This window comes from Thaumasiovibrio subtropicus (genome assembly GCF_019703835.1).
GTDB classification, from domain to species: Bacteria; Pseudomonadota; Gammaproteobacteria; order Enterobacterales; family Vibrionaceae; genus Thaumasiovibrio; species Thaumasiovibrio subtropicus.
In genome coordinates, this window is record NZ_AP023054.1 from 1662083 (window position 1) to 1681950 (window position 19868).

General features: G+C 46.7%; 14 protein-coding genes and 1 tRNA gene. 5 read left to right on the top strand and 10 right to left on the bottom strand.

The window, feature by feature from the left end; translation table 11 throughout:
- Position 1: 1 nt before the first annotated feature.
- The 8 genes from TSUB_RS07465 to TSUB_RS07500 form a co-directional block, all read right to left on the bottom strand.
- Positions 2–78: transfer RNA gene (locus TSUB_RS07465), tRNA-Pro, on the bottom strand.
- Positions 79–264: 186 nt separating this feature from the next.
- Positions 265–750, bottom strand: a complete 486-nt coding sequence (locus TSUB_RS07470) for a YajQ family cyclic di-GMP-binding protein (RefSeq protein ID WP_087017782.1) — start codon at positions 748–750, stop codon at positions 265–267.
- A 13-nt stretch (positions 751–763) separates the two neighbouring features.
- A complete protein-coding gene (locus TSUB_RS07475) occupies positions 764–1825 on the bottom strand; it encodes a 3-deoxy-7-phosphoheptulonate synthase (RefSeq protein WP_087017780.1) in 1062 nt (353 codons plus the stop codon).
- A gap of 317 nt (positions 1826–2142) precedes the next feature.
- On the bottom strand, positions 2143–3597 hold the full coding sequence (locus TSUB_RS07480; RefSeq protein WP_087017778.1) for an alanine/glycine:cation symporter family protein: 1455 nt from the start codon (positions 3595–3597) through the stop codon (positions 2143–2145).
- A 404-nt stretch (positions 3598–4001) separates the two neighbouring features.
- Positions 4002–6767 carry an Hsp70 family protein gene (locus tag TSUB_RS07485; RefSeq protein ID WP_087017777.1) on the bottom strand — a complete coding sequence of 922 codons (2766 nt, stop codon included), beginning with the start codon at positions 6765–6767 and terminating at the stop codon, positions 4002–4004.
- A gap of 347 nt (positions 6768–7114) precedes the next feature.
- A complete protein-coding gene (locus tag TSUB_RS07490; RefSeq protein ID WP_087017775.1) occupies positions 7115–8923 on the bottom strand; it encodes an Hsp70 family protein in 1809 nt (602 codons plus the stop codon).
- A complete protein-coding gene (locus TSUB_RS07495) occupies positions 8920–9546 on the bottom strand; it encodes a DUF2760 domain-containing protein (RefSeq protein WP_087017773.1) in 627 nt (208 codons plus the stop codon). The genes TSUB_RS07490 and TSUB_RS07495 overlap by 4 nt, the downstream gene beginning before the upstream one ends.
- Before the next feature lie 252 nt (positions 9547–9798).
- Positions 9799–10872: an acyltransferase gene (locus TSUB_RS07500; RefSeq protein WP_087017771.1), complete on the bottom strand. Its 1074-nt coding sequence runs from the start codon at positions 10870–10872 to the stop codon at positions 9799–9801.
- A gap of 247 nt (positions 10873–11119) precedes the next feature.
- Here TSUB_RS07500 and TSUB_RS07505 point away from each other — a divergent pair, with 247 nt between their 5' ends.
- Positions 11120–12577, top strand: a complete 1458-nt coding sequence (locus TSUB_RS07505) for a protein adenylyltransferase SelO (RefSeq protein ID WP_087017769.1) — start codon at positions 11120–11122, stop codon at positions 12575–12577.
- A gap of 67 nt (positions 12578–12644) precedes the next feature.
- Here the strand turns inward: TSUB_RS07505 and TSUB_RS07510 are convergent, their stop codons facing one another.
- Complete coding sequence (locus TSUB_RS07510) at positions 12645–13337, bottom strand: DUF3334 family protein (protein ID WP_087017767.1); 693 nt, start codon at positions 13335–13337, stop codon at positions 12645–12647.
- A 228-nt stretch (positions 13338–13565) separates the two neighbouring features.
- Between TSUB_RS07510 and TSUB_RS07515 the strand changes: the two genes are divergently transcribed.
- The 4 genes from TSUB_RS07515 (at position 13566) to TSUB_RS07530 (ending at position 18379) form a co-directional block, all read left to right on the top strand.
- Positions 13566–14528, top strand: a complete 963-nt coding sequence (locus TSUB_RS07515; RefSeq protein WP_087017765.1) for a response regulator — start codon at positions 13566–13568, stop codon at positions 14526–14528.
- Entirely contained in the window at positions 14525–15511 is a 987-nt protein-coding gene (locus TSUB_RS07520) for a diguanylate cyclase (RefSeq protein ID WP_087017763.1), read from the top strand. The genes TSUB_RS07515 and TSUB_RS07520 overlap by 4 nt, the downstream gene beginning before the upstream one ends.
- 241 nt (positions 15512–15752) lie before the next feature.
- Positions 15753–16118, top strand: a complete 366-nt coding sequence (locus tag TSUB_RS07525) for a DUF3802 family protein (protein ID WP_087017761.1) — start codon at positions 15753–15755, stop codon at positions 16116–16118.
- 206 nt (positions 16119–16324) lie between these two features.
- Positions 16325–18379, top strand: coding sequence for a methyl-accepting chemotaxis protein (locus TSUB_RS07530; RefSeq protein ID WP_087017759.1), 2055 nt, complete (start codon positions 16325–16327; stop codon positions 18377–18379).
- Positions 18380–18458: 79 nt separating this feature from the next.
- On the opposite strand, the gene TSUB_RS07535 is transcribed toward TSUB_RS07530, so the two are convergent.
- Positions 18459–19844: a TRAP transporter large permease gene (locus TSUB_RS07535; protein WP_087017757.1), complete on the bottom strand. Its 1386-nt coding sequence runs from the start codon at positions 19842–19844 to the stop codon at positions 18459–18461.
- Between the last annotated feature and the right edge of the window lie 24 nt (positions 19845–19868).

The window sequence follows — 19868 nt, forward strand, 5'->3', positions numbered from 1 at the left end:
TTGGTCGGAGTAGCAGGATTTGAACCTGCGACCACTTCACCCCCAGCGAAGTGCGCTACCAGACTGCGCTATACCCCGCCAATTAGCTCTTGAAAACACTATAGAAAATTGGAGCTTTCGCTGTCAACTTCTTTTGCGCTGGATCAGTGCGAGTGGCTAAATGGGCATCACTGGTTGGTTGTTTCTGTGACATGAACAAGACATTTTTGTCTGAAAATGAAAAGCCTTGCGAATTCGCAAGGCTTTATTGTTCTCATTGATCACTTAGTCGCGGAAGTTTTCAAACTGCAACGGCAGTTCAATGTCTTCATTGCCACGTAGAAAGGCGATAACAGTTTGCAGGTCATCACGCTTTTTACCCGTTACACGCACTTTGTCGCCTTGGATAGAAGCTTGCACCTTCATCTTGTTATCTTTGATCAGTTTGACGATTTTCTTCGCCGTAGGGGTATCGATACCTTGCTTGAAGACAAGATCTTTGTGGAAATGCTTCCCTGAACGTGACGTTGCTTGACTATCAATAGAACGTGGATCGACGTTACGTTTTGCCAAGTTTCCACGTACGATGGTAATTAGCTGATCGACTTGAAAATCGTTTTCTGCAGTCAGTTTAACAATCTCTTGGTCTAACTTGATTTCGGCTTCTACACCGCGAAAATCAAAGCGCGTCGATAACTCACGAACGGAGTTGTCAATTGCGTTGCGAAGTTCAACCGTGTTTACTTCAGAGATAATGTCAAATGATGGCATAACTGTGGTGTCCTTATTTTGCTTCAGCGTAACGTGTGCGTTGGGCTGAAGCGAGTTTGTCTAATAGTAGCGAAGTGTTTTCCCAGCTTAAACAAGGGTCGGTGATAGACTTACCGTAGGTAAGCGTATCTTTAGGCCCAATTGGCTGATTGCCGGCTTCGATAAAGCTTTCTGCCATAATACCAGCAATATGGTTAGAGCCTGAGACGATTTGCTCACAAATATCGTCACAAACATTCAACTGACGATCGTGTTGTTTCAAGCAATTGCCATGGCTAAAATCGACCACTAAGCGAGTTGGCAAATCAAATTGCGACAACACTTCGCAGCAGGCTTCGATTGAGGCAGCATCAAAGTTTGGCGCTTTACCACCACGCAGAATAACATGTCCATGCGGGTTGCCTGATGTACGATAAATCGTCATCTGACCTTCTTTATCCGGCGAGCAGAAAATATGGGCTGCGCGGGAGGAACGGATTGCATCGATCGCAATTTGGACGTTGCCGTCAGTACCATTCTTAAAGCCGACTGGGCAGGATAGTGCAGACGCCATTTCGCGGTGAATCTGCGATTCAGTGGTTCGTGCACCGATCGCACCCCAGCTAATGAGATCAGCGATATACTGGCCGGTGACCATGTCGAGGAACTCTGTCGCCGTTGCGAGTCCCATTTTATTGATATTGAGAAGTAGCTCGCGAGCTTGGCGCAGACCACTGGCCATGTCGAAACTCTCATCGAGATGCGGATCTGAAATCAACCCCTTCCATCCGACAACGGTGCGTGGTTTTTCAAAATAGGTACGCATTACGATCAGCAGGCTATCCTCATATTGTGCTTGCACTGCACTGAGGCGGGCTGCGTAATCCATCGCGGCTTTGGTGTCGTGGACAGAGCAAGGACCGACAATCACGAGAAGTCGGTTATCTTCGCCCGTCAAAATACGTTCAACAGCTTCACGTCGCGTGTTAATAAATGCAGCAGTGTCATCATCAATAGGCAACTGTTGAATAAGTTGAGCCGGGCTCGGTAGGCGCTCTATCGCCTGTGTACGTAATTCATCGGTTTTTATAGGCATATTATGGCCATGGGAAAATTAAGACCCGCATAAGATACCGAATATTAGGCAACGAATAAACGGTAAATAGCCGTTTGGGGCGAAATCCATTACATCTGACTTGCATGAGATATAACTGAGATTATGGACAATAAGTGACAACGCTCGCGGTTATCTTGCTTTGTGTCGATTATTAAGTTGTGACAATGTCACGGCAAGGGATGGATATCAAGCACAAAGTTTGGAAAAAGCACGCGCTGCTTGAGTATATTGATTTTTCGATACATAGAGAACGAAAAAGCCGGCATTGACGCCGGCTTGTTTAGATAGGTCGAGGATTACTCTTTGCTTGATGCAAGTTGACCTGTCCAAGCGTCTTCTTTAACGCCGTTTAACTCAGGGAACTTAGCTGGGTCGAACGTTGGGACTTTACCTGCCTTGTGCTGCATTTCGTAATCTTTGATGACACGAATCGCCAGGCCAGAAAGCAAGATCATTGCCACGATGTTCACCACTGCCATCACACCCATAGAAGCATCGGCCAAGTCCCATACCACAGGCAAAGAAGCGACAGAACCGAACATCACCATACCCAGTACGGCAACACGGAAAGGGAGAAGACCGCCTTTTTTGTTGCCACTGAGGAAGAGGACGTTTGTTTCAGCATAACTGTAGTTTGCAATGATAGAGCTGAAGCAGAACAGAATAATCGCAAATGCCATGAAGTACTGGGTCCATGCACCAAGCTCGTTAGTTAGTGCAAGTTGGATTAAGCTGATACCGCGCGCTTCTGTACCCATGTCGAGTACGCCAGAAACCATAATGATTGCGGCAGACGCTGTACAAATGACCATAGTATCAACGAAAACACCGAGCATTTGAACAAAACCTTGTGATGCAGGGTGGTTTGGGTTTGGAGTTGCTGATGCCGCGATGTTTGCTGCTGAACCCATACCCGCTTCGTTCGAGAACAAACCACGTGCGATACCACTGCGCATTGCTTGAGCAACGGTGAAACCAAGACCACCAGCCGCTGCTTCAGTCCAACCAAATGCACTTTTCACAATCAGTGATAGTGCCGCTGGTAGGGCGCTGATGTTCATTACAACGACAATCAGAGCAAGTACAAGGTAGCTGATTGCCATCACGGGTACGATTTTCGAAGAGGCTTTCGCGACAGACTTAATACCGCCCATGATGAAGAAAGCTGACGCCGCTACAAGGATACCGCCAAGAACTTTTTCGTTGATACCAAAAGAGTGGTGAAGCGCATCGGCGATGGTATTGGCTTGTACAGCGTTAAAAACAAGACCAAAGGCGACAATCAAGCAGATGGAGAATAGGGTTCCCATCCAGCGTTGGCCTAGGCCTTTTTCCATGTAGTAGGCTGGACCACCGCGGTACTGACCATCGGCGTCTTTCTCTTTATAAACTTGAGCGAGGGTCGACTCAACAAACGCGGTTGCCATACCCAGTAACGCAATTGCCCACATCCAGAAAATCGCGCCTGGACCACCCGCAGTAATCGCTACAGCGACACCTGCCATGTTACCTGTACCGACACGTGCAGCCATTGACGTACAGAAGACTTGCCATGAGCTAATGCCAGTACCCGCTTCTTTGCCATTTTTCAAAATATTGACCGCATGGCCAAATTGGCGAAGCTGAATGAAGCCAAGTCGGGCGGTGAAATAGATACCTGTACCTACCAGTAGATAAACCAACACGTGGCCCCAAAGCATACCGTTAAGAAAATCAACAACGGAAACCAGGGAAGAACTTAAAGCGTTCATAAACAATTCCTGTTTTTCAATTTGAATTCGCAGTCACTCGAAATCGGACGAAAAATGTTCGGAATAATAAAACTAATCCGAGCGGTGACTATCTGTAATCGATGCTGAAAATTAGCATGAAATTTTGAAAAATCAAGGATCAACCAGTTAACAATTCTGATTATGGATTGTACGTTGTTATAAATTTGTATGTCGCGTTAACAGCGGCTTGTGGGATCGTGTGCGTATTATTTCTGTGATTTTTGCTTTAGATCTAGAAAGAGAGGGCTTGAATTTACGTAAAACTAAATCCGTGTTAACAATTATTTTACGTGCCAGAATAAGTGAAAAAGAGTGTGACACAGGTTGAAAAATGCCCGAATAACAAAAAAAGTAATCCGGGCGATTAGTTTTGATAATGAGGGTTAGCCGATAAGTTTTAGCCCAGTAGGCAAACTATCGCCAAATAGGTGCTGCGATTGTGCCTGACTCAACTCTCCTGTTGTTGAAATTAACGTCACCCAAGAGGCAGGTGCTTTCGCCTTTTCTAGTTTTGCGATAACTGCTTGGCGAATCTCTTCACCAATATCGAGATGACGATCCCCCGTTTTACGGCTCATCATGACCGCCGCAAACCCAATGTAAGGCTCCTTTAGCCAGTCTTCTTCAAGTAACGCTGTGAGCACAAATTCAGTATGTGCGGCTGACATCAGCTTATCCGCCTCGCCGGATAGCGCGCTACGTGATGCAATTCTTCCGATAGCCCACCAGTGTGCTTGTTGATATTGTGACTTTTGTAAATGACCGAAGAGCCACTCTATCATTGTCATCTTGTCATCAAGATCAATTTTCTCAAGGCATGCCGCTAGGCGCACCATCTCTTCGTAAGCGCGTTCTTGGCGCTCGGCTGCGAGTTTACTGTTGCGACCTGCTCCCGGCTGCAAATACTTACGAATGTCTTTAAATATCTGCTTCTGCTGTTGAGCATTGAGACCGCCGCTCACTTTGCGCCAAAATACCCACCAATCTGCCCACGTCTGGCTGGAAGCAAACTGGATGCCTTGTTGATAAAGGTTCCATGTTTCTTTCATTCGCCATTCATCCGCTGGAAAGCCGAATCCAGGTCGTAAGCACTGGCCTGCCAGTTTGAACCAGTTGCGTTCATGTTGCGCGCTACGTCGGCGGCGTTTCTTGCCTGCAAGCAGTGGTGTTGCTAATTCGCGCAATGTCACCATGTCCCACTCGTCACGTTGGCCGAGTTGCTTTTCAAGTTGTTGTCTTAACGTTTTAATCGCTTTTGGGTCAGTATCGTTGCGGTCGCCATACACAGCGTCAATCAAGGCCAAGCTATGACTGAGTTGAGGATTACTCTCGCTTTGCTGGCTCTCCTCTTTGTGGCGAATTTCAAACTCAAGCAACCATCTGGCATTTCTTTGGGTGCTGACGCACGCGACTTTTACGAGCCCGAGTTCGTCGTAGTGACTCACGAGGGTGACGGGTTCATGGTAGTCTTGACTCGATTGTGCGGCTTTCTCATCTTCTAGGCTTACAATCAAGGGGGGAAGATAGTGGAAGCTATCATCTATCTCAGTCAAGGTACCGGTTTGAATAGGGGAGTCGTCTCGCGACGTCATAATGTTGAACTTGATGGGTTGGCCGAGCGAGAGGGCAAACTGACGCCCGGAGAGGTGGAATTCCACCCCTTCTTCGCTGCCTTTCGCTAGCAGGGCCAGCGCTTTCTTCTCTCCTTGCTTCGTTTCCACTTCTAAGAAATAGTTGAGCGCTGAACCGCCGCCGATTTTAAGCAGTTGTCCTTGGCGTGCAAAACCATAACAGACCGCACCTCTCGCCACTGCGAGATCAGGGTGGGGGTTATCCAACTCTGTCATGGGGTCGGCTTGCCACTGATTCAAGCACGAGAGGGTTCGCTCTTTGAGCAGCGTGCTATTGAAGAAGCCACCGTTGAAGATGACCGCACTCGGCATCACTAGCTCGTCGCTTTCAAGCCCTAGGGCTGCTTTCGCGGCATTTTGGTGAGCAAGTAAGAAATTAGCAATGTGTTGACTGATCGCAGGGTTAGCTGCGTAGGGCAACCCAAAGTTCTGCATTGCAGAGCGACTGCTATTTTCATATTCCGTCAGTTCGCAAGGCGGCATGAAGCCATCCAAGATGAGAGGCTGCACGGTATCGCGATCTAACTCTACGGTTTTTGTTCCGCCAATAAGTTTAGCGCCTCGACCAAGCATGGTGATGCTGCTGGTGGCTGGGGCATCGATTTTAAGCAGGGTCTCTTTACATTTCCGCGTCTGCTGAATCAGTTTTGCGAGATTTGCAGCGTTGACAGGCTTACCATTGGCAATCGACATCTCTGCATGATGCGCAATACTTAAGTCAATATTATCGCCACCCAACATTAAATGCTCGCCGATACCGATACGGGTAAGGGCCAGTTGTTCATCATCATCCGTCGTTGCGGCAATAAGGCTTAAGTCGGTCGTTCCGCCACCCACATCGCAAATTAATACCAGTGGATGCTCGGCGAGCTGCGATTGCGCACTGTCTTGGTGTCTTTGATACCAGTCGTAGCACGCGGCTTGAGGCTCCTCGAGTAAATGGACTTTTGATAAACCTGCGAGCCTTGCGGCTTCGAGCGTAAACTGTCGCGCTGCTTCATCAAATGAGGCCGGTACAGTGATGACAACGAACTGATCGGCAAGCGGCGTTTCGCCGTGATGATAGTTCCAGCACTGGTGTATATGTTTTAGGTAACTGGCACTCGCAATAACGGGTGATACTTTGGTGACGTCATCGATACTGTTCCAAGGTAGAATAGCGGCCTGTCGGTCTACGCCTTGATGTGAAAGCCAACTTTTGGCACTGGTGACCTGCCTACCGCTAACCTTGGTGCCTAATTCCCTTGCCCACTCGCCAACGATGACGTGGTCAAAGTCTCCCTTAACGGGTTGTTTTTGCCACGGCAAGGCGATGTCTTCTTTCCGAATTTCATCCTGAGAGGGGTGATAGCGAAAGCTGGGTAGCAAAGGCTTGCGCACCACAACACCGGGACCAGCAAGTTGGTCTATCGGAAAAATGGAAATAGTTTGCTGCGGATCATCGATACGGCTGAATGCAATCACGGAGTGCGTGGTACCGAGGTCAATTCCGACGAAATACTGGGTAGTAGAGGACATTGAAAGCTCCAGACTCAATCAGCGCAGAGGCTGAGAAAAAAGCGGTATAGTCAAAATATGTCAAGATGCACTTATTCGCGATGCTGTTATTGATGTTACGGACACACCAAGCAAAATAGGCAGCGGCGAATAGGATACAAGCTATGTTGAAAAGCATCTTGAAACAGGCTCGCCACCGTCGTTACTGTTTTTTGATATCGCCAACGAGACCTTCAAAACAGTGCCTTGCTGAAAGCTTATAAATTCTCGCTGAACAAGCATCGTAAGGTGGTTTGAGTATATATGTAATTGGGGTTGTTTTAGATAAAAACAAGCGGCCTCGAAAGGCCGCTTGTTAAAGGGTTGCGTTAGGCTTCGCGAACGTCGAATTCGACTTGCCATTTTTGGCCATTATCGATGGCAATGGCTTCTAAGCGCAGTGTCCCGATATCACTGACGTAAGAGGCGAGTCTCACTGGCACTACGTCCCCTTCGTTCCGGCCTTCTGAAGCAGGTAAGGTCACTTGAATTTCAGGTAACTCTTCTAACTCTTCTGGCTGCCAAAAATCGAGATGAGTACCTTCTCCATCTTCGCGACGCGTTGTTGAACCATAGAATTGGAAATGCACAGGGTGTCCAATGACGAGGCCAAACTCTTGGCTCGGCACCTCAATGTATGTGCCTTCTTCCATGCCAAATGGGGCAACACACAGTGCTTCCATTGGTGGCGCCATACCCGGAATAGCAGGCATAGCACTTTCAATACCGACATAGTAGGCACTGGCAATACCACCGCGAATACGTACGCCTTTACCTTGGCGAACATTACCAAAATAAGCGGCACCTGAAGATACAGCCAGGTCAAGGTCAATTCCTGTCAATCGTTTTGCCGGTGTAGCACCAACCGCAGAGAGCCAGCTATTAATCGTATCAACCAAACGTTCTGCGAGTTGATTTGACTTGAGTACGCCACCGTTAAGCAATATGGCTGTCGGCTGCACAAAACCGTGTTCTTCACTACCTTCGACTGCGCTCGCGTGTCGACTTAAGAAACCTGCAATATGGCGAGTGACTGCAGCATCTTGTGCGTAGGGCAGACCCATTTGTGTTAAGGCACCACGACGCGTTTCTTGAGGGTGCTCATTAACCGCGTTACGTGGGAAGAAGCCTTCAACAAGCGATTGGGAGACTTCTTCGCGAGTTAACTCGGTTTGCAATGTCCCACCAATTAACTTCGAGCCACGGCTTGGAACCACGATCGGTACACGCTGTACGTCGTTATCGGCTAGCAGCGTTTCTTTCGCATCACGACACGCTTGAGTCATTGCTTGCACTTGCCATGGTTGGAGTTGCTTGCCTTCTTGCGCCAGTTTCATTTTTAGGCGGTATGCAAGGGCTAGGTCCATGTTATCGCCGCCAAGCAGGATATGGTCGCCAACAGCAATTCGGTTGAGGCTTAGATTGCCTTCTTCTTCTGTTACTGCCACCAAAGAGAGGTCAGTGGTGCCGCCGCCAACATCGACAACCAAGAGGGTGTCACCCACTGATACTTGGTCACGCCAGCTCTCTTCTTGATTTTTGATCCAGCTATACACTGCTGCTTGAGGCTCTTCGAGCAGAGTCAGGTGTTGTAAACCTAGGCGTCGTGCCGCTTCAGCGGTAAGATCGCGCGCAGCAGGGTCAAAAGAAGCAGGCACTGTTAGTGTCACGTCTTGTTGCGCAAGAGGGGCGTCAGGAAATTCTTGTTCCCACGCGGCTTTGATGTGCTCTAGATAGGCAAAGCTTGCATCAAAAGGAGAAATCTTGCTGACTTCTTCTGGGCTACCTTGAGGAAGGAAGGCTTCACGACGGTTAACGCCACCATGACAGAGCCAACTCTTCGCACTCGCGACCAAGCGAATAGGGGTTTTAGCACCGAGTGTGCGCGCTAGTGCGCCCGTGAGATAACGACTCTCGCTTGACCATGGAAGACGTAGATCGCCTTCGGCCACTTCAGCTTCGTGGTATTGGTAGATAAATGAAGGTAGCTGAGCGCGACTTTCAACTTGGCCTAATGCCGTCAGTTGAGGAATCGCGAGGGTTTCAACCGCATGATCTTCATCATCCAACATTGAATAGGAGATCACACTATGGGTCGTACCTAAGTCGATACCAACACTGAATTGACGCTCACTCATAGCTCAACCTCTGCCGGGGCAACGATGGCTGTATTATGACTGTCAGCAATCTTAGGGAGATTCACGTTATCAACCTTCCAACCACGGTGTAGTAGTGTACCTGTAAATGGCGCTTGACCGACGACATTGCCACTCAGGCGAACTGCTTGGCTATCAAAACCTTCTGGCAGTGTAATACGTGATTCTTCATCTTCGTTACGAATGGGTGAAAGCGAGAAGTACTCTTTTAGCACTTTCTGGCTACCTTCGTGGATGACACGCGCAGCGGCACCAATTTCTGCATCTTGGAATCCGGTGAGGTCTTCTTGAGCAAAGTCGATAAAACGAGCTTCTTGCTGTAAAAGCGCAATCAGTTGTAACGCAGAGTCAGGAGACGTCGTTTTTACTTGAGGTTCAACCTCGACGATTTTCTCGACGACTTTTTCAACTTCAACGACTTTCTCAACCTCGACGACTTTTTCAACTTCAACGATTTTTTCGACGGGCTTCTCAACCACTTTTTCAACTTCAATCGTTTTGCCTTTCTTACCTAAATAAAGGGCAAGTAGGATGACGCTCAAACCAGCTAAACCCGCGTGGCCAGCGTCGAGAACAGTAGGAATCAGGGAAAAATCCAGAGTCATAACTATATCTTCTCTAAGTATTCGTCAGTCAGTGACATATGTATGCACGCGATGTTAACACAGAAGGCCTAAATGGATACTGTATTAACATGAATTTCCTTGTTGAATGGGGGTTTTAGCAGCATTTGCGTACGTTTATTGGTTAAAGCCTGCACGCAAATTGAAGTCTGAAGTTGTGATACGCCTTCAATGAATATGACCAGTGACATTGAAGGCGTAAAGGTAAGCCGTGTGAAAGATGGCGAGTGCAGATTACGGCGTCGCCAGATTGGGCTTGGCTTTGCGCTGGCTATGGTTGCGCAGAAATAGTCCACGTAGCGGGGAGGAGTCAATGACCCAAATGCTCGCCAGTGAGCAGAAGAGTGTAAATGGGATAATAAGGTACTCTTTCCAATCACTTAGTGCAGGAATGAGACCTTGAAGGTTCATGAACAGAATGACGAAAATAATGTGGATGAGGTAAATCCCCAGACTTTGATTGCCTAAGGTTTGCAAAAATCGGTGCTGTCCAAACTCGGGACGGGACAACATCATCATAACGAGCCCAGCTCCCCATAACGGTGTAAACAGCAAAAAGTCATGAATGTTAAAATCAACGCCGGCCTTGGAAAGGAACCATGCTTCAGTTAAATGTCCAAGGACACCGATCAAGGCGAAGAGCCCACCTAGCATGAACGTAACGGTATTATTTTGTCTAAGCTGCATACCGATAAGTACCATAAGCGTACTCATAAATGGTCCATTCCGAGTAAACAGTGGACTTTCCCAGCCAGTATGGACTGCATAACTGCCAGCGGCTAAACCATAGAGATAGAGCCCAATGGCGGCAATCCAAAGTACGCGCCAATAGCTGCGCAGAGCCGTGGTAATGAGCATCGCGCAAATGAGACCGGGCAAGAACCACAATACTTCGATACCTCCTTCGAACCACGGGTTGAGGCCTTTGCTAGACAAATAGGTTAAGTATCCCGTTCGCTCTGCGATGTACCCTTGCTCAATAACGGTACCCAAGTTAAAGGGAAGTAACAGATACACCACGGACCAAACGATAAACAGTTTAAAGAGGGGAACGCAGTAACGGAATAACGTCTTCCAAATAGGATCACGACGGTAATGACCTGTGTTGGCGAGTTTTGGGTAGAAAAAGTATCCAGACAGCATAAAGAATACGGGTACGGCAAATCGACTGAGTTGATTGGCAACTAAACCAAACCAGGGTGTGTCATTAACGAGTGGCCCCGTGATAAGCCATTGGCAATGTATGACGAGAACCCCAAGAATCGCGAAGCCCCTTAGGGCTTGAAGGCTAGGAATTTTAGAAGACATAGTGAAGACCTAAAAACAAAAACTGCCGTTCAATTTATCAGACGGTGGTTGTGGGCGCGCGATGAATGCAGCGGTTATGCAGGTGATATCACGGCTTGAACAATTTTTACTTGCGACTTTGCTTAACTCTCTGTTTTTAAATGCTTTGTTTGTAAATTTATATTGAGAATTGTAGGCGGGTTGTTACTTGAGGTGGCTTGCGTCTCGGTATATCCTGTTAATGAATTGTTTCATTAAGGTGTGAAGAGTGAAATATACCCAAACCTATCAATCACTTAATGCTGTTATGTATCAAACTGTTGCGCCAACGCCAGTGAATCACCCCTCGCTTCTGTGCTGGAATACGGCCTTAGCTAACCAACTTGGATTAAGGCGCTTTAGTGATGACGAGAAGGCAGCGATTTTTAGTGGTAATCAGTTGCTGGATGAGCAACAACCCATTGCCTTAGCGTATTCGGGACACCAATTTGGTGGTTTCAATCCTCAACTTGGAGATGGTAGAGCGCATCTTATCGCTGAGATAGAAAGTGAAGATGGTGCAAGTTTCGATGTGCATTTGAAAGGGTCTGGGCAAACAAAATACTCCCGACGTGGTGATGGTCGCTGTGCATTAAAGCCTGCAATACGCGAGTTTATTATGAGCGAGGCGATGGCAGGGCTGGGTATTCCCACGACGAGAACGCTTGCTGTCGTTGCAACGGGCGAAACCGTATGGCGCACTGGCGCTGAACCAGGTGCGGTCGTGACGAGAATAGCAAAGAGCCATCTACGCATTGGTACTTTTCAATATGCCGCTCAGCAAGGTGATTTAAGTGTTCTAGAGGCGCTGTTGGATTATGCAATTGCGCGTCACTACCCGGAGATCACTGCGAAAGACACGTCTACAAAAGTGACCGCATTTATTCGTGCTGTGATGCAAAAACAGATTGAAACACTGACTGGCTGGATGCGTGTTGGCTTTATACACGGAGTAATGAATACAGATAATGCCACGATCAGTGGAGAAACTATCGACTTTGGTCCCTGTGCCATGATGGGCGCTTATCATCCAGAGACCGTTTATAGCTCCATCGATACGGAAGGACGCTACTGTTTCAGCAACCAAGCGCCGATTACACAGTGGAACCTTGCCAGATTGGCGGAGAGCTTACTGCCTTTGTACGGAGACGCACAGGAACAGGGTCTCAAAGAACTCGAGCCGCTGATTGTTCAATTCAAAGCTGACTTTGAATATGCGTTCTATCACATGATGCTTAGAAAACTTGGTATCGAAACGGAAGATATCGAGCAGTATGAAAAGCTTGTTGATGATTTGTTGGCACTTATGCAAGTTGAGAAGCGTGACTACACACAGACGTTCGTCTTTCTGGGCGCGTTATTGGGCGGTAGTGATGATGTTGCACTGTCAGAACAAAGCGACGCATTTCAAACTTGGGTTCAAGCGTGGCGAGACGTGCTGAGTCAGGTGGAAGAGAAGCAGTCCGTGTCGCCCGTTACCGTGATGGCACAAGTGAATCCGCTCGTCATACCGCGCAATCATCACGTCGAACGTATCTTGTCAGCCTGTGAACAAGGGGATCTCAGTGAGCTCCACGCTTTCGTTGCTGTGCTCTCGCGCCCTTACGAAATGCAAGATGCAACAATCAACTATCAGGACTCACCCGTCGATGGCGATAAAGACTATCAGACATTTTGTGGTACCTGAGTCCTGGCGATTAGCAATAAAAAGCCCGAGAGTGATCTCGGGCAAATTTGTTGAGTTGATAAGCGTTTTAGATACCTAAGCTATCAAACAAGTCGTCGTCGACATCATCTGCTGCACTCGCCGCTGCGGGTTTATTTGCTGATGCGTTCTGACTTTTCTCTTTTTCCATCGCGATCAGAACATCTGGGTCGATGTCTTCTTGAACTTCGAACTCATCGATTTGGATGAACTCAGTCTTATCCATCGCTAACTCTAGGTAAAAGATATTGTTTGTTTCGGTCGTGAAGCTGACTCGGCGAACTTGAGGGCGATCCAAATTCGTATCGACTGAAAGCACCACTTGTTTGTTGAGTGCTAGCATTTTTGGTTGGTTTTGCGTGATCGATATCTGCAGCTCTTTGCGGATCATTGTTGTGAAGGCGCCGACGATTTGGTTCATCAACTCACCTAAAACATCAGAGACTTCATCAGAGGTGTGCAAGATGGCTAAGTCCTCGGATGGGAAGCCCATCGATTGCATGTATTTGCCGTAAAGTTCGAGTGCTGCTTGCGATGAGAAGTTGATGACAACCAATCCAGAGAAACCCCCGTCAAATAACACGAAGCAACCGATATCCGGTTTTAAACTCGTTTTATTTATCTTTTGAACCATGCCTGAGTAGCTCACATGAGAAGCGGTGGCAGAGCTCAAAACTGTCGAGATGGATTTGCAAAGTTTCAGCAAAATGTCGTCGGCAGTCACAACTTTATTCTTTTTCATAGCGTTCCTTTCTTAAAATTCGCGCATCTATCGCAATAATAGTCGATACGCGTAATTCTGTTACTTCGAAATGTTTGTGAGAATGTGACAAAAGAGAAACATTAATATTGTAGATTATTGCGCAGTGTCCAAGGTTTTAACAGCGCATTGCCACTTTTTATCGAAAAGTGTTAACTTTGAAGCAAGGTCACAATAGCGTGAGCATATCACCATGTCGAGGGATTGGGCGTGAATATACTGATTTGTGATGATTCGCCAATGGTGCGTAACCGTTTGGCGGCTTGTCTAGATCCAGAGTGGGATATTGAAACAGCAGAGAATGGCTGGGATGCGTTGATGCTGTTAGAAAGAAAAAGCTTCGATTTGCTTTTTCTTGACCTCACGATGCCAGTAATGGATGGTTTTGCATTATTGGAAGAACTTCAAAATCAACACATTCAATTACCTATCGTTGTTATTTCAGCGGATATACAGCCAGAAGCGCGTAAGCGCTGCCTTCAAAGTGGTGCGGTAGATTTCATTAATAAACCGTTTCAAAAGCAAGACGTGCATGATGTCGTCAAAAAATATCTCTATGTCACAGATGTCGCGACCTCAGCGCCGATAGAGGTGGATATTGACTACAAGCGGCAGCTTAAAGAGATCAGTAATGTTGCGCTTGGACGGGGGGCGGCAGTGATTGCGCGTCAGCTAGGCGAGTTCATTAACATGCCGTTGCCAAAAGTTGGCGAAATGCCCTCGAGCGAAATTGTGATGCTCATTGACGATATTCGCTCTAACAAGGAGATTTTGTCTGTCTCCCAACGTTTTGTTGGTGGTGGCATTCACGGTGAAGCCTTGGTTGCAATGCAGGGCAAAGACAAGCAGAAGTTTGTTCAGCGCTTAGGCTGCGATGATGATCACGCTGACTCGAATGAAAAAGTGCTAGACCTCGCAAATTTATTGGTATCGACTTTTCTTGTGTCGCTCTCTCAGCAAGTGTTAATTGAGTTTTCACTTAGACCGCCAGTCGTCGTGGAATCAGCACTGATGGAGCAGGGAATGCATACCGAAAAAGAGAGTGAACAGGGCAATTGTCTTAGCATTGAATACAGTTATACCTCAGCAGACAGTGATTTCCACTGTGATGTCCTTTTCTTAATGGATGAAGGCGCAGGGCAACGGTGGGAAAAAGTAATGAGGACGGTATGAGCGGAGATTTAAATTTATCTGAGTTTCATACACTTGTTCAAGTGATAAACAGTGTCGATGCTGGGATCATTGTCGTTGATGACAGTGCAAAAATTACGGTTTGGAATCGTTTCGCGCAAGCTTATACCGGATTAAATTCGGATAAAGTGCTGGGTGAGCGTCTTTTTGATGTGTTAAGCGATTTGCCGAGCAGTTGGATGATGGATCGAATTCAACAGGTTATTACGACAGGTGCGAGTGGTTTTAGTAGTTGGGAAAATCGTCCCCATGTTTTTCCATTTCACAATTTTTGTCCGCTGACAGGTGGTGAAAGAGTCATGTATCAAGATGTCACTTTTTTACCGCTATTTAATTTGTCAGGACGAGTTTCTCATGTCTGCATAAAAATAAATGACGTTTCTGATATTGCTAGAAATAAAATGAATCTGCGCACATATAATCAGAAATTACAGCGAATTAGTTCAATAGATGGATTGACGCAGTTATTTAATCGTAGACACTGGGAGAATTTATTAAAAGAAGCGTACGTGCAGATTAATAATGAACCTGAAACATCTGCGGCGCTGTTTATTTGTGATATTGATCATTTCAAAAAAGTGAATGATACCTATGGGCATCAAACAGGTGATGATGTTATTCGCTATGTGTCAAAAGAGTGGAATGAGGTGTTATCTTCGATTGGTCACTGTGGGCGATTTGGTGGGGAAGAGTTCGTCGCATTCTCGCCAAATGTGTCGCAACAACAAGCGCTCGACTTGGCCGAGTCTTTGAGACGATCTATCGCTTCACACCCCGTGATCTCGGGAACGGACACTATCCCGGTGACAATCAGTATCGGTCTTGCTTTACATTCACCTGCGATAGAATCATGTGATGACTGGCTGAAGAAAGCGGATGAGGCGCTCTATCATGCTAAGGAAACGGGTAGGAATAGAGTGACAATGCACTGTGATTCACTCTCTGCTGTTGCACTTCAAGGCTAAATGCTAACCTTCGGATTTTAGTGTTGTTTTTATCCAGTTTAAGACTTCTTTATGGTGTTTGATATTCGAATGGAACGCACAAAATCGCATCAAATCTAGGTCGAGTGTCGTTGATTTAGGGCATTATCCGTTAATGGGGTCTAATATATTAATAATACTCCGTTAGACGATTGACACTCGCGAGAGAGTTGAATACCTTGTCAGTTGTGGCAACAAGTTTTTTGAGGATAAATAGGAAGTTATGGTCGTAGAGTCAGAAGGTTATCATGCACTGATCGAACACTTTACCGAGCATCTAGCACTGTTCGAGAAAGGTGGTGAAGAAGGCGGGCAAGAGTGTATAGAAGACGTTGTGATGGACATGATTGCCTCGAACCTCATGGTGGTTTTTCAGCAGAACCCTGACCTAGATGCTGACTTCCGATTCAAGCTGATGCAAGAAGCGGACAATGTGATGGAAGATCTCAGTGAAGTGCTCTCTTCCGTATGGACCTGTTGTCCGACCAATGAGCAAATTGCCTTTCTTGAAGATTACATTAGTTTGGTTAAAAATCTCTTCGATTCTGCAATTGCAGAGCGTCTTGCACAGAACTATGTGACTCGATAGTAATATAGTTGTCATTAATGGTGATTATATTGGCGCGATGTCAATATAATGACACATTATAGATGCATAATTTAACGCCTTCATTTTATTTAAATATTGTAAATTACCCTGACTAAAGAGGTAGTTGAAATATTTTTGTCATATAGACAATTTACCTTATCAACGTCTTTAAATGTTATTACTTGTTTAGGATATAAGGTAAATCAATGTCGACGAAAAAGAAAAACAGTAAATCGACTCAATCTTACTCGGTCGCATTAGTCTCTTGTATCAAGTTTGTTTTATTTTTACTGGTTACTATCGGTGCACTGCTCTCATTTTCCGGCTCGAGAGGATTAAATAACATTTCGGTCGAGTTTGACTCATTATCCGCAAAGGCATTACCCGTCGCTAACGCGAGTGCGATCATCGTTAAAAGCTCTCTTCTAGCTCAGCAAAATATGAATGAGATGGCAACAAGCCAGACGATGGATCAACTGAGTCAGTCGTACGAACTCTTCAACATCAACGCTTCAGCTATCGATGAGTCGGTCTCGGAGCTCGCCGAACTCGCGAGACGATATGATATGCCTTGGTTGCAAGAAGAGGCACATCGCTTTTCAGAAGAATTGCAGATGATTCAATCGCTTGTAGAGGAAGTACACCTGCTACAAGGTGAAATTATCACTAATGTTGACGCGATTGAGAAGGCCAAGCCGATGATGAATTACGCCGTTTCTTCATCGCGTTCAGAAATGTCTCGCATCGGTGTAGAGCTCTATGCGACTGATTATGACGCACGTAATCATGTCACCAATTACATTAATCACTCGTTAGAGATGGCGAGTCACCTCGTTAACCTGTTGACATCTGAAGTGCTAGATAAAGCCGAAGATTATGAACGCGAACTCCGTGTGACCAACATGGCAGGTATGAACTACGCGTGGCAAGAATTGGTTAGTATCGATGATGCGCTCCTGACCTATCCAAGTATGACTATGCCTATGGAAATGGTGCGAGGGCTGTTCTTGGAAGATGGCATTGTTAATAAACAGTTGTCTACACTGCGATTACTTGAGCAGCAGCATGAAAAAGTCGCTGAGATGCAAACGCAAGTTTCTATTATGATGTCGCAGTTGGACTCGATGACCTCTCAGTCTGAAATGCTGATAGCAGATGCAGAGCAAGGGGTACTTATCGCTAATGGCCAAGCGAGCCGTTTGCTTATGATATTGAGTGCTATTGGTTTAGTGTTTGCGGTTGTCGCCGGGTTTTGGGTAAGTCGTCTCGTGTCTAAATCACTCAACAACATCGATGGGGTCGTTACGTCGATGAGCAAAGGGGATCTAACTGTTACGGCGAATGAAAAAGCCCCGCGAGAGTTTTCAATTCTCGCTAAGTTATTGAACCAGTCACAAAGTAATAATCACGAAACAATTGCATTGGTGACCGACAATAGTGAAGCGTTGCACCAAGCATCCTCCGCCAGTTTATCTGCCACCAATATTTCCAAGCAGGGACTACAACGCCAAGCTTCAGACTTATCGACGGTTGTTTCTGCAATAGGCCAACTGGAGTCTTCCATCAAGGAAATCGCAGGGAGTACGGTAGAGTCGGAGCGAGAAGCGCAAGAAGCGCGTGACTTGGCCTCTCAGGGTGTTGCGGTGATCGGCCAAAGTATGAAAAAGCTCAAAGAGCTTGAACAGCAATTTGCGGTTAACGAATCGCGGATGGAGGCACTGGATAAGCACGTTAACAACATTACTGAAGTGGTCGATTTGATCAGTTCTATCGCGGGGAATACTAACCTGCTGGCATTAAATGCGGCCATTGAAGCGGCTCGAGCGGGTGAGCAGGGGCGCGGATTTGCGGTGGTTGCTGACGAGGTGAGAAAACTCGCTTCAGAAACGAATGCGCAAACGGATTCGATTCGTTCATCGATAGAGGCCTTACATCACTCAGCGCAAGAGGCTAATCACGCGATGAAGCAAAGTCGTGAGGAGATGACGCATACCATGGTGCTATCTGGTGATGTAGGCGACGCAATACACAAAATTGAGTCGGTTGTCGCCTCTATGAACGAGAAAGTGGTGATGATTGCTGCTGCGACACAACAGCAAGAGCATGCCTCGATTGAAGTTGGCCGTTCGGTCGAGAAAGTGGCGGAGCAAGCAGAGGCAAATAATCAACAGTTGGATAAACTGTTGTTGAATGCGCAACAAGTCGCCGAGATTGCCGAAAATCAGCGTGAAATGTTGTCACGTTATACGGTTCGCGCTTAATACCTATAGTTGGGATGATTGAGCAGAGAAAAGCAGTGCAAAGGCACTGCTTTTTGCATTATTTATTCCGAAAATTGCCTTAGCCGTAGGCAACAGAGGGTAGCCAAATGACGGTCTGTGGCCAGATGATGAGGGCAACCAAGGCGACGAGTTGCAGGATGATAAAGGGAATCACACCGCGATAGATTTGGTTTAGCTTTATCTCGGGCGGGCAGACACCTTTGAGATAGAAAAGCGCAAACCCTACTGGTGGTGTCAGGAAGCTAGTCTGTAACGCCATAGCAACGAGCATGACGAACCAGACAAGCGATGGGTTGTCCACGACCCCATGACCATCAATTTCAATGCCCAAACTTGCAATGACGGGGGCGATTAAGGGCAAAACAATTAATGTAATTTCTATCCAATCTAAGAAAAAGCCAAGCAAGAAAATGATCACCAGAATAAAAGCGATAATCCCATAAGGACCGAAGGGTAGCCCAGTCAAGAAGCTCTCAATCAGCTCATCCCCACCAAGTTCTCTTAGAACGAGAGCAAAACAAGTTGCACCGAGAAAGATCGCGAAGATATACGCTGTGGTGTTGTAGGTACTTAATGCGACTTCTTTGATGACATGCCAATTGAGTTTCCGATTATAAGCGGCGAGCAGGGAAGCGCCGAGCGCACCAATGCCTGAGGCTTCTGTCGGTGTAGCGATTCCCGCAAAAATGGACCCAAGGACAACAAAAATCAAAATAACCGTGGGTAATATCGCTTTAAACACTCTGCCGATAGCAGCCCAGTCCGCACGTTGGGCACCTTCAGGAACGGGAGCGAAATCGGGGCGTAGTTTACCTATCGTAAACAGATAGATGAGGTACAGGCTGCCCAGTATCAAGCCGGGAATCACCGCGCCCATAAAGAGATCTCCGACCGAAAGGCCGAGTTGGTCGGCCATGATCACTAGCATGATAGAAGGGGGGAGTAAAATACCGAGTGTGCCTGCTGAGGCAATCGTCCCTAAGGCAAATGGGGCGTTATAACCCTGCTTTAACATGGAGGGAAGTGACATTACTGCCAATAAAACAACGGAGGCACCGATAATACCCGTTGAAGCGGCGAGTATAATGCCAATTGCCGTCACTGTGATAGCTAACCCGCCATGAACTTTGCCAAACAACTCCTGCATGGAATGCATGAGCTTTTCCGCAACGCCGGACTTATCTAGCATGTTACCCATAAAAATAAACATGGGTAACGCCACTAAGATCCAGTTATCCATTATCTTGTAGATGCGGTTAACCACCAATCCCAAGGTGGTGAAATCTAGCCCTGTCCACGTATCGAAATGGAGATCGGCCAAATAGCCAACTCCAGCAAAAATGACACCGATGCCGCCGAGTACATAGGCGACTGGGATTCCTGTAAATAGCATCAATATGAAGGAAACAAACATACCGATGACGAGAATTTCATTAGCGTCCATAAGAACTCTCTTACCTTCCTAGCC

Excerpts from the sequence above, each read along its gene's own strand:
- TSUB_RS07485 (WP_087017777.1), bottom strand. The coding sequence starts at position 6,767 with ATGTCCTCTACTACCCAGTATTTCGTCGGAATTGACCTCGGTACCACG.
- TSUB_RS07480 (WP_087017778.1), bottom strand. The coding sequence starts at position 3,597 with ATGAACGCTTTAAGTTCTTCCCTGGTTTCCGTTGTTGATTTTCTTAAC.
- TSUB_RS07525 (WP_087017761.1), top strand. The coding sequence starts at position 15,753 with ATGGTCGTAGAGTCAGAAGGTTATCATGCACTGATCGAACACTTTACC.
- TSUB_RS07475 (WP_087017780.1), bottom strand. The coding sequence starts at position 1,825 with ATGCCTATAAAAACCGATGAATTACGTACACAGGCGATAGAGCGCCTA.
- TSUB_RS07495 (WP_087017773.1), bottom strand. The coding sequence starts at position 9,546 with ATGACTCTGGATTTTTCCCTGATTCCTACTGTTCTCGACGCTGGCCAC.
- TSUB_RS07520 (WP_087017763.1), top strand. The coding sequence starts at position 14,525 with ATGAGCGGAGATTTAAATTTATCTGAGTTTCATACACTTGTTCAAGTG.
- TSUB_RS07530 (WP_087017759.1), top strand. The coding sequence starts at position 16,325 with ATGTCGACGAAAAAGAAAAACAGTAAATCGACTCAATCTTACTCGGTC.
- TSUB_RS07470 (WP_087017782.1), bottom strand. The coding sequence starts at position 750 with ATGCCATCATTTGACATTATCTCTGAAGTAAACACGGTTGAACTTCGC.
- TSUB_RS07510 (WP_087017767.1), bottom strand. The coding sequence starts at position 13,337 with ATGAAAAAGAATAAAGTTGTGACTGCCGACGACATTTTGCTGAAACTT.
- TSUB_RS07535 (WP_087017757.1), bottom strand. The coding sequence starts at position 19,844 with ATGGACGCTAATGAAATTCTCGTCATCGGTATGTTTGTTTCCTTCATA.
- TSUB_RS07500 (WP_087017771.1), bottom strand. The coding sequence starts at position 10,872 with ATGTCTTCTAAAATTCCTAGCCTTCAAGCCCTAAGGGGCTTCGCGATT.
- TSUB_RS07490 (WP_087017775.1), bottom strand. The coding sequence starts at position 8,923 with ATGAGTGAGCGTCAATTCAGTGTTGGTATCGACTTAGGTACGACCCAT.